Here is a 10,057-nt window from a genome sequence, read left to right on the forward strand (position 1 = left end):
CGCGAGAAACCGCTGAGACCCGGCCGGGAAACCGCAGGAAGCCGTCAGAAGAGCTCGGCCGCGCCGAAAGCCGCCAGCGCGACCGTGCAGCCCGCCGCCAGCGCTGCCGCCCGCGGCGAGATCGTGGGAGGCCGCGCCGCGTCCAGCGCGCGGATCCGGTGGTGCGCGGCGGTCAGGAAGCCGAGCCAGACCAGCGCGACCAGCGCGGTCGCCACTATCGACAGCGGCGTCAGCCCCTGGTGCACCGCCTGCCGCGCGGCCAGCCCCGCGGTGACCGCGCAGGACAGCGTCGTGCGCCGCCAGGCCAGCCGGGTCCGCTCGGGCTGCAGTCCGGGGTCGCGGGGCGCCGGTGCCGGCGCTGGTGCCGGTTGCACTAGCCGGCCCTGCCCAGCAGCGCGATGACCACTGTGGCCAGCGCGATCAGGCCGATGCCGAGCGCCAGCGCGGCCGGGAAGCGGGTCGCGGGCAGGTCCTCGCCCCGGCGCATCGCGCGCTCGCAGCGCATCCAGTGGTTGACGGCGCGCACGGCACACAGTGCGCCCCCCACCAGCAGCGCCACGGCCAGCGTCACGCGCAGCGGCCGCGGCAGGTCGGGCAGGAACTGGCCCGCCGCGAAACCGCCGCCGACCAGGGCCAGCGAGGTGCGCAGCCAGGCGAGGAAGGTGCGTTCGTTCGCCAGCGAGAAGCGGTAGTCGGGCGTGGCGCCCTCCTCGCGGAGCCGCGCCGGAGCGAACCACAGGCGGAGCCCGCCGAGGAAGGACGTCGAGGTTCCGGTTTCGGGCGGCCGAGCGGGGTCGATCATGAACGGAGCCTACTCACGACGCGGGGCCGGGACCGCCCTCCCGATCGGCGGCGCGCGGTCCGGCGGCGCGCGGTCCGGCACGCCCCTCGGCCGCCCGGACCGCCCGCAGCCGCTCGTACGCCGCGAGTCCGTCCGGGACCCACTCCCACTCGGTCAGCCGCTGCTCCAGCTCCGCTTCGGTCAGGAAGGCGTGCCAGGCGACCTCTTCGCGCTGCGGGTCGACCGGGAGCGTGCACTCCACCTCGTAGACACGGGACCACCAGGTGTGCTCCGGGGTTTCGTAGAGGAACGAGAACAGCGGCGTGGGCGCGGGGAGCCCGGACACGCCCAACTCCTCCTCCGCCTCGCGCAGCGCCGCCTCGTCGTACGACTCGCCCGCCCCGACCACGCCGCCGACGAACATGTCGTACAGCGAGGGGAAGACCAGCTTCTGCGCGGTGCGCCGGTGCACAAAGGTCCGGCCCTCGGCGTCCCGCGCCAGGATGAACGCACAGCGGTGGCGCAGCCGGCGGGTCGTCGCGTCGCCGCGACGGGCCTGGCCCACGACCCGGTCCCGCTCGTCCACGATGTCCAGCAGTTCGTCCGCCGACCGGGGCGGCGTTCCGCGGACGTCGGGTGCGCCGCCGGCTCCGTCGTCCGCCGCCGTGCCGTCCGCCCCGTGGTCAGCCCTGTCATCAGCCATGAGGCCATCCAATCAGCCGCGCGCGGAGAGCCGGGGCCGGGCCCTCCGGGCCTACTGCCCCATCACGTACTTCACCGTCGGCCCCGCGGTCCAGCCGCCGTCCACCGCCAGCTCCGCGCCCGTGACGTAGGAGGCCGCCCCGGAGAGCAGGAAGACGACCGCGCCCGCGATCTCGTCCGGCTCGCCGACCCGCCCCATCGGGGTGTTGGGGTAGTTGCCCTCGCCCTGCCGGATGCCGACCTCGGCGGTCATCGGGGTGTAGGTCATGCCGGGGTGCACCGAGTTCACCCGGATCCTCGCGGTGCCCAGCTCCACCGCGCCGATCTTGGTCAGCCCGCGGACGCCCCACTTGGACGCGCCGTAGCCGGCGGTCAGCGCGAGCCCCATCAGGCCGGCGGCCGAGGAGATGTTGACGATCGAGCCGCCGCCGTTCTCCTTCATCGCCGGGATCACGGTCTTCATGCCGATGAAGACCCCGGTGAGGTTGATGTCGAGCACCTTGCGGAAGTGCGCGACCGACTCGGACTCCAGGTACTGGCCGGTGGAGATGCCCGCGTTGTTCACCAGGCCGTCGATCCGTCCGAACTCGGCGAGGGCGAAGTCGGCGACGCGCTGCCAGTCGGCCTCGGAGGTGACGTCGTGCGTGGCGAAGCGGGCCCGGCCGCCCAGCGCGGCGGCGGTTGCCTCGCCCTCCGCCGCGAGCACGTCCGTGGGCACGACGTTCGCACCCGCCGCGACCGCCTGCTTCGCGAACTCCGCGCCCAGCCCGCGGGCCGCGCCGGTGATGATGACGGTCTTGTCGCCGAGGTCGTTCATGTGCTGCTCCTTGGGCTGGTGTTCGTACGTTCCGCCGCGCCTGGCGGCACGCCGGCCTCCAGCAGCGCGGCGGTCGTCTCGGTGAGGTCGGCGAGGAACGGTTCCTCGTCGGTGAGCGGCCGGGCGCCGTCCAGGTACTGCCGGGCCCGGTCGCCCAGCGCCGCGCCGATCAGCGTCAGCGCCAGGTCGAGCCGCTCCAGCCGCAGCGGCTCGGGGAGCGCGGTCAGACCCTCCTCGACCATGCCGATGAGCTGCCAGTAGCGGGTGCCGGCGAGGGTCGGGTGCGGGGTGCGGGTGCGGACCCCGCTCTCATGGCTGAGCTGCGCGGACACCCGCAGCCAGCGTCGGCCGCGGTCGGTCCGCAGCTCGGTCGCCTCGGCGGCGATCAGCGTCGCGAGCAACGGGCGGAGCGAGGGGCGGTGCGCCGGGCAGGCAGAGCGGGGCGTCGGGCCGGGCGTCGGGTTCTCCAGCGCTCGCAGCCGCGGATCCAGCTCCGTCGATCTGGTTGACGGGGCCGCCCCGTTTCCCGAGGATCGATCCAGCGCGGCTGCCGGATCTCCGGTTGCCCCGGCGGTCCGCCCGGCGGGCCGCCCTGACGAGGAGAGCGCACATGGCGTACGACGCTGACGTGATCGTGGTCGGGGCGGGGCTCGCCGGACTGGCCGCCACCGCCGAACTGGCCGACGCGGGCCGCAAGGTGATCCTGCTCGACCAGGAGCCCGAGGCATCGATCGGCGGGCAGGCGCACTGGTCGTTCGGCGGCCTCTTCCTCGTCGGCTCGCCCGAGCAGCGCCGGCTGCGCATCCGCGACAGCCACGCCCTGGCCTGGCAGGACTGGCAGGGCAGCGCCGCCTTCGACCGACCGGAGGACCACTGGCCGCGCCGCTGGGCCGAGGCGTACGTCGACTTCGCGGCGGGCGAGAAACGGGCCTGGCTGCACGCCCAGGGGCTGCGCTTCTTCCCGGTCGTCGGCTGGGCGGAGCGCGGCGGCTACGGGGCGACCGGGCACGGCAATTCGGTGCCCCGCTTCCACATCACCTGGGGCACAGGCCCCGGCGTGGTCGAGCCCTTCGAGCGACGGGTGCGGGCCGCCGTCGAACGCGGCCTGGTCGAGCTGCGCTTCCGGCATCGCGTCACCGGCCTGTCCGGCACCGCGGGCGCCGTCGACACGGTCGGCGGCGAGATCCTCGCGCCCAGCACCGCCGCGCGCGGCACGGCCACCGGCCGGGAGGCGGTCGGAGCCTTCGAGCTGCGCGCCCAGGCCGTGATCGTCACCTCAGGCGGCATCGGCGGCAACCACGACCTCGTACGCGCCCATTGGCCGGAGCGGCTCGGCGCCCCGCCCGAGCGGATGCTGTCCGGCGTCCCGGCCCATGTCGACGGCGCGATGCTCGGCGTCACCGAGGCGGCGGGCGGGCGGCTGATCAACCGTGACCGGATGTGGCACTACACCGAGGGCATCGAGAACTGGAACCCGATCTGGGCGCGGCACGGCATCCGCATCCTCTCCGGGCCGTCCCCGCTGTGGCTCGACGCGCGCGGCAAGCGGCTGCCGGTGCCGCTCTTCCCGGGCTTCGACACCCTGGGCACGCTCGAACACATCATGCGGACCGGCTACGACTACACCTGGTTCGTGCTCACCCAAAAGATCATCGAGAAGGAGTTCACCCTCTCGGGATCCGAGCAGAACCCGGACCTGACGGGCAAGAGCGTCCGCGAGGTGCTCGGCAGGGCGCGGGCCGGAGCGCCGGGCCCGGTGCGGGCGTTCATGGACGCCGGCGCCGACTTCATCGTGGAGGACTCGCTCGCCGAGCTGGTGCGCCGGATGAACGCGCTCACCAAGGAGCCGCTGATCGACGAGGCCGATCTGCGCAGCGAAATCACCGCGCGGGACCGCGAGATCGCCAACCCCTTCACCAAGGACTCGCAGATCACCGCCGTGCGCGGAGCCCGCAAGTACCTGGGCGACCGGCTGATCCGCACCGCGTCCCCGCACCGGATGCTCGACCCGAAGGCCGGGCCGCTGATCGCCGTCCGGCTCAACATCCTGACCCGTAAGACGCTCGGCGGACTGGAGACCGACCTCTCCTCCCGGGTGCTGACCGAGAGCGGTCAACCGCTGCCCGGCGTGTACGCGGCCGGCGAGGCCGCCGGGTTCGGCGGCGGGGGGATGCATGGCTACCGCTCGCTGGAGGGAACCTTCCTCGGCGGGTGCCTTTTCTCCGGCCGAACGGCCGGAAGGGCGGCGGCAAAGGCGCTGTAGTGGGCTGATAGTGGTGCATTTAATGGGTGTGGATAAAGATCAACTTCTACTGCCGAAGGGGTAGTTGAGCGGGTTCGGTCTTGACGCGGACCGTTCACTACCGGTTAGCTGTGGGTGATCGTTGGGCGCCGCCGCCACCTTCGCGCGACCGCCACTGGCATTCACCTAACCTGCACGTGCACCCTGGTTCGGGGCCGCGGTCGCGTGCGCTGTGGAGGCAGCTCGCGGATGACACCCCCGCCACCCCCCTTCGGCCGACCTCGCAAGAAGGACGGCATCGACTTCGACCCGGCCCTCGACGACAGCGAACTGGCCGTCGTTCGTGACGCCCTCGCGCAGGGCCGCTGGATCGACGCGCGCAGCCTGCTGGCCGAGACCGGCGAGGACTGGGACCGCCGCGGACACCGGCTCGTCGTCCTCGGCGAAGGCCCCGCCAGCGCCGGCTGGGCCCGCGACTGGCAACTCGCCGAACCGGACAGCCCCTGCGCCGCCGCGCTGCTCGCGTGCGCCGGAGTCTTCCGCGTGCTGCGCGGAAAGGATTCAGCGGACTCGGTGCGGGCCGCCTGCCTCACCGCGGCCAGAATGGCGCCCAAGGACCCGTCGCCCTGGCTGGCCCTGCTCATCCTCGCCCGGCACAAGGGCACCGACGGCGAACCGGCCCGCATCTTCGACCAGGTGCGCGCCCGCTACCGCGACCACCACCACGCCCACCACCTGATGGCCGCCTTCCTGGCCGAACGTCAGGAGGGCCGCGAGGACGACCCGTTCCACGAGGTGTACGAATTCGCCTCCTGGGCCGCCGACCAGGCCCCCGCCGACTCGCCGCTCGCGGTCCTCCCGGTGGTCGCGCACGCCGAGCGCTACCGGGTGCTCGCCGAGGCCGGCCTGCAACCGCGCGACCCCGCCCTCTCGCAGCACTGGACCAGCGGCCGCGCCCGCCAGGGGCTCAAGGCCGCCTTCAACTGGTGGCTCGAATGGGAGGGCGAGGAACACCCCCGGCACAAGGCGGACCTCAACTACCTGGCCCACGCGAAGTACCACGAGGGCCGCACCGCCGAAGCCGCCGCGCTGTTCAACCGGATCGGCCCGTACGCCACCAGAAGCCCCTGGTCCTACCCCGGACGAGATCCCGGCAATGCCTTCCGCGCCGCGCGCGACGGCGCGCTCGGGCTCGGCTCCCCATGACCCGCGCCGCGGCGCACGTCCCCGCTGCCGCACCCCTTTGCTCATCCCCATGGGAAGGACACCCCCGCCATGCTGTCGGGCACGAAGACCGAGATCAGCACGTTCAAGGGCCATGAACGCGCGCTGCGCGCCGACCGGATCGGAACGGCAGGGCTGCTGCTGTCGGTGCTGGCGGCCAGCGCGCCGCTGATGGTGGTGGCCGGCGTGATGCCCACCGCGTACGCCGTCATGGGCATCGTCGGCCAGCCGCTGCTGTTCGTGATCCTCGGCGTGGTGATGGCGCTGTTCAGCGTCGGCTACGCGGAGATGAGCCGGCACGTCCACAACGCCGGCGCCTTCTACGCCTACATAGCCCGCGGCCTCGGCGGGACCGTGGGCGCGGGCGCCTCCTTCGTCGCGCTCGCCGCCTACAGCACGCTCCAGGTCGGCATCTACGGCATCTTCGGCTTCGAGGTCTCCGGACTGCTGGAGCGGCACCTCGACATCACCGTCTCCTGGTGGATCATCGCGCTGTTCGGCGTGGTGCTCATCGGCGTCCTCGGCGCGCTCAAGATCGACCTCAACGTCAAGGTGCTCGGCGTCCTGCTGCTCATCGAGTGCGTCCTGATCATCGTCTTCGACATCGCCTTCGCCGCCGACCCCGGCGCGCAGGGGCTGTCGCTGCACGCGTTCAACCCGGAGTCCCTCACCGGCGCGGGGCTCGGCACCGCGCTGTGCTTCTGCATCGCCGGCTTCGTCGGCTTCGAACAGGCCCCGGTCTACGCCGAGGAGACCAGCAGCCCGCAGACCGTCGTGTCCCGGGTGATGTTCCTCGCGGTCGGCTTCGTCGCGGTGTTCTTCGCCCTCAGCTCCTGGCTGATCGGCGTGGCCGCCGGTCCCTCGGAGGTCGTCGGCGCGGCGCGGGAGGCCGGGCCCGGCCTGATCTTCGGGCTCAACGAGGCACGGCTCGGCGGCACCTTCACCGATCTGCTGCACGTGTTCTTCGTGACCGGCATCTTCGCCTCCATGCTCAGCTTCCACAACGTCGTCGCCCGCTACGCCTTCGCGATGGGCCGCGAGGGCCTGCTGCCCGCCGCCGTCGGCCGCACCTCCAAGTCCAGCGGCGCCCCGGCGCTCGGCTCGCTGCTGCAGAGCGTGATCGCACTGCTGGTGGTCGTGGCCTTCGCGGTCAACGACGACAAGCCGGCCGGCGACCCGACCGCCCCGGTGCTGCAACTCTTCACCTGGATGGGCAACGTCGGCGCGGTCGGCGTGATCGTCCTGATGGCCACCGCCTCCGCCGCCGTCATCGCCTTCTTCGTCCGGCGCGGCGCGGCCCGCGCCCAGGCCGGGCGGCTCCTCTGCTCCGGCCTCGCCGGGATCGCGCTGCTGGTCGTGCTGGGCTACGCGCTCGCGGACTTCGACATCCTGGTGGACGCCGGGTCGGGTTCGGCGCTCGGCTGGCTGCTGCCCGGCATCATCGCCGCCGCCGCCGTCGTCGGCATCGCGCACGGCCTGGTCCTGCGGGCCACCAAGCCCGAGGTCTACGCTCGCATCGGCCTGGGCAACGAGGCGTTCCAACTGGAGAAGGCCGCCGTGTCCGAGCCCAAGGTCCCATCCGTCTGACCACGCCCGGCCTGCCGCACCCGCCTGCCGGGAGCGGCGGGCCGTCGCCGTACCCGGATGCCCCGCACCCTCCGTAGGAAGCGAGTGCCGACATGACCTCCTGCCACCCGGCGCCGGCGGGCGCCACGGCCCCGCACCCGCTGGACCCGCTGTCCGCCGACGAGATCAGCGCCGCCCGGCGCGTGCTCGACGAAGCGGGCAAGGCCGGCGCGGACACCCGTTTCCCGCTCGTCCTGCTCGACGAGCCCGCCCGGCACACCGTCGCCGCCCACCGCGACGGAGACCCGGTGGCGCGCCGGGTGCGCGCCACGCTCCTCGACACCTCCACCGGCCTCGGCGCCGAGGCGCTGATCGACGTCACCGCGGGCACCCCCGGCGCGCTGCTCTCCTACCGGGAGCTGGACGCGGTCGAGGACGGCCAACCGCCGATCCTCTTCGAGGAGTACGAGATCTGCGACGCGGTCGTCAAGGCCGACCCGGGCTGGCGCAAGGCGATGGCCGAACGGGGCATCACGGACACCGCACTGGCCGTCGCCGCGCCGCTCGCGGCCGGCAACTTCGGCGTCGCGCGGGAGACCGGCCGGCGCATGCTGCGCTCGCTCACCTTCCTGCGCTGCGACGAGAGCGACAACCCCTTCGCGCATCCCGTCGCGGGCCTGGTCGCCGACGTCGACGTCACCGAGCGCCGCGTCCTGCGGCTCATAGACACTGCCGCCGTCCCGGTGCCGGCCGAATGCGGGCGCTACGAGGCCGAGTTCAACGGCCCGGCCCGCACAGATCTGCGCCCGCTGGAGATCAGCCAGCCCGAGGGCCCCTCCTTCGCCCTCTCCGGCCACCGGCTCAGCTGGCAGAACTGGCGGATGCGGATCGACTTCAACGCCCGCGAGGGCCTGGTGCATCACCTCGTGCAGCACCAGGACGGCGAGCGCGAGCGGTCCGTGCTGCACCGCGCCTCGCTGGCCGAGATGGCCGTCCCGTACGCCGAGCCGGACCCGGCCCGCAACTGGGTCTGCTACCTCGACGCGGGGGAGTACCTGCTCGGCCGCAACGCCAACGCTCTCAAGCTCGGCTGCGACTGCCTCGGCGAGATCCGCTACCTCGACGCGGTCCTCTCCGACGACCTCGGCAGGCCGCAGACGCTGCCCAACGCGATCTGCGTCCACGAGGAGGACCACGGCCTGCTCTGGAAGCACACCAACATCTTCGACGACTCCGCCGCCGAGAGCCGTCGCTCGCGCCGGCTGGTCGTCTCGTACATCGCCACGCTGGGCAACTACGACTACGGCTTCTACTGGTACTTCCACCAGGACGGCACGATCGCCTTCGAGGCCAAGTCCACCGGCCTGCTCCAGACCTCGGGCGCCGAACCGGGCGCGGGCTCCGCGCACGCGACCGAGGTCGCGCCCGGTCTGCTCGCCCCCTTCCACCAGCATCTCTTCTGCGCCCGGCTCGACATGGCCGTCGACGGCCCGGCCAACACGGTCGAGGAGGTCGACGTCGTCCCGCTCCCGATGGGCCCGGCCAACCCCAACGGCAACGCCTTCACCGCCCGCGCCACCGCGATCGGCTCCGGAGCCGAGGCGGGCCGGCTCGCCGACACCTCGGCGGGCCGCCGCTGGCGGATCAGCAACCCCGGCTCGCGCAACCGGATGGGCGAGCCCGTCGCCTACACCCTCGTACCGGAGCCGGGCCCGGTGCTGCTCGCGCAGCCCGGCTCCTCGGTCGCCGCCCGGGTCGCCTACGCCACCACGCACCTCTGGGTCACCCGCACCGCGCCCGAGCGGCGCTACCCGGGCGGCGACTACCCCAACCAGCACCGCGGCGGCCCCGGCGTCACCGACTGGAGCGCCCGGGACGCGGCGGCCGGCGAGCCGCTGGAGGACACCGGCCTCACCGTCTGGCACACCTTCGGCCCCACCCACCTGCCGCGGCTGGAGGACTGGCCGGTCATGCCGGTCGACCGCAGCGGCTTCACCCTGAAGCCCACCGGCTTCTTCGACCGCAACCCGGCGCTGGACCTCCCGGCGGAACCCCGGCAGGAGCCCGCCGGATAGCGGAGTGCGAACGGGCCCGGCGCGGCGGTTCAGCCGTCGTGCCGGCGCCTCGCTCCAACGCGTCCGCTCAGTAACCGGGTTCGGCAGCGGGTTCAGTAACGGGTGATGGCGGTGCTCCCCGAATCGGTGCCGATGGCGATGTGCGGGCGCGCCGCCCGGTCCGTCCAGGCGAGGATCGCGTCCATCGCGGCCGCGGGCCCCGAGACGCAGCCGGCCGTGGCGCCGCTCCCGTTGACGTGCAGGAAGATCCCCGCGCCGCGCCCCTTGACCGGCTTCGCGTAATTGAAGCCGATGACCATCGCCCGGCCGTACTGCGTGCCGTACGACGCCAGGTGCTCTGCCTCCTGCGCCGAGCAGTCGTCCGGCAGCGGCTCCACCCACCGGTTGTACGACGCGGAGCCGTTGTCCTGGCACCACCAGGACCGGTCGGTCACCGGGCGGTACGGGAGCGAGACGCCGGCCGGGGCCGTACGGGTGCCGAAGGCGAACGGCAGGTCGTACAGGCCGGTGGGAGTGGTGGAGGCGCCCTGGGCGCGAGTTGCGCCCTCGGTCAGCCCGCCGCCGCCGAAACGCGCCGGCGTGACCCCCGCGCGCACCCAGGAGCCGTTCCGCCGCTGCCACCAGGAGACCGTGCCGCTGGTCGATCCCGG

At 73.3% G+C, this 10,057-nt stretch carries 9 protein-coding genes and 1 pseudogene; 4 read left to right on the forward strand and 6 right to left on the reverse strand.

Annotation, left to right across the window (positions count from 1 at the left end; all coding sequences use genetic code 11):
- Nucleotides 1–44: 44 nt before the first annotated feature.
- The 5 genes and pseudogenes from QMK28_RS20270 to QMK28_RS20290 form a co-directional block, all read right to left on the reverse strand.
- Complete coding sequence (locus QMK28_RS20270) at nucleotides 45–374, reverse strand: DUF202 domain-containing protein (protein WP_326439955.1); 330 nt, start codon at nucleotides 372–374, stop codon at nucleotides 45–47.
- Complete coding sequence (locus QMK28_RS20275) at nucleotides 374–802, reverse strand: YidH family protein (RefSeq protein WP_326439957.1); 429 nt, start codon at nucleotides 800–802, stop codon at nucleotides 374–376. The genes QMK28_RS20270 and QMK28_RS20275 overlap by 1 nt, the downstream gene beginning before the upstream one ends.
- Before the next feature lie 13 nt (nucleotides 803–815).
- Entirely contained in the window at nucleotides 816–1,484 is a 669-nt protein-coding gene (locus QMK28_RS20280) for an NUDIX hydrolase (protein WP_326439959.1), read from the reverse strand.
- A gap of 51 nt (nucleotides 1,485–1,535) precedes the next feature.
- Nucleotides 1,536–2,300 (reverse strand): glucose 1-dehydrogenase, encoded by a 765-nt coding sequence (locus tag QMK28_RS20285; protein WP_326439961.1) that lies wholly within the window; start codon nucleotides 2,298–2,300, stop codon nucleotides 1,536–1,538.
- A pseudogene (locus tag QMK28_RS20290) lies at nucleotides 2,297–2,710 on the reverse strand (TetR/AcrR family transcriptional regulator); the annotation flags it as partial. The gene QMK28_RS20285 and the pseudogene QMK28_RS20290, both read right to left, overlap by 4 nt.
- A 200-nt stretch (nucleotides 2,711–2,910) precedes the next feature.
- On the opposite strand from QMK28_RS20290, the gene QMK28_RS20295 reads away from it, so the two are divergent.
- The 4 genes from QMK28_RS20295 to QMK28_RS20310 all read left to right on the forward strand — a co-directional run bounded on the left by QMK28_RS20295 (nucleotide 2,911) and on the right by QMK28_RS20310 (nucleotide 9,407).
- Complete coding sequence (locus QMK28_RS20295) at nucleotides 2,911–4,563, forward strand: FAD-binding dehydrogenase (RefSeq protein WP_326439963.1); 1,653 nt, start codon at nucleotides 2,911–2,913, stop codon at nucleotides 4,561–4,563.
- Between the two features lie 228 nt (nucleotides 4,564–4,791).
- A complete protein-coding gene (locus tag QMK28_RS20300) occupies nucleotides 4,792–5,748 on the forward strand; it encodes a hypothetical protein (RefSeq protein ID WP_326439965.1) in 957 nt (318 codons plus the stop codon).
- A gap of 69 nt (nucleotides 5,749–5,817) precedes the next feature.
- On the forward strand, nucleotides 5,818–7,353 hold the full coding sequence (locus tag QMK28_RS20305) for an APC family permease (protein WP_326439967.1): 1,536 nt from the start codon (nucleotides 5,818–5,820) through the stop codon (nucleotides 7,351–7,353).
- A gap of 92 nt (nucleotides 7,354–7,445) precedes the next feature.
- Nucleotides 7,446–9,407, forward strand: a complete 1,962-nt coding sequence (locus QMK28_RS20310; RefSeq protein WP_326439969.1) for a primary-amine oxidase — start codon at nucleotides 7,446–7,448, stop codon at nucleotides 9,405–9,407.
- Nucleotides 9,408–9,499: 92 nt separating this feature from the next.
- Here the strand turns inward: QMK28_RS20310 and QMK28_RS20315 are convergent.
- Nucleotides 9,500–10,057, reverse strand: a 558-nt coding sequence (locus QMK28_RS20315; RefSeq protein WP_326439971.1) for a L,D-transpeptidase family protein, incomplete at its 5' end; no start/stop codon positions are given.

The organism is Streptomyces sp. H27-D2 (genome assembly GCF_035828615.1).
In the GTDB taxonomy this organism is placed as follows: domain Bacteria; phylum Actinomycetota; class Actinomycetes; order Streptomycetales; family Streptomycetaceae; genus Streptomyces.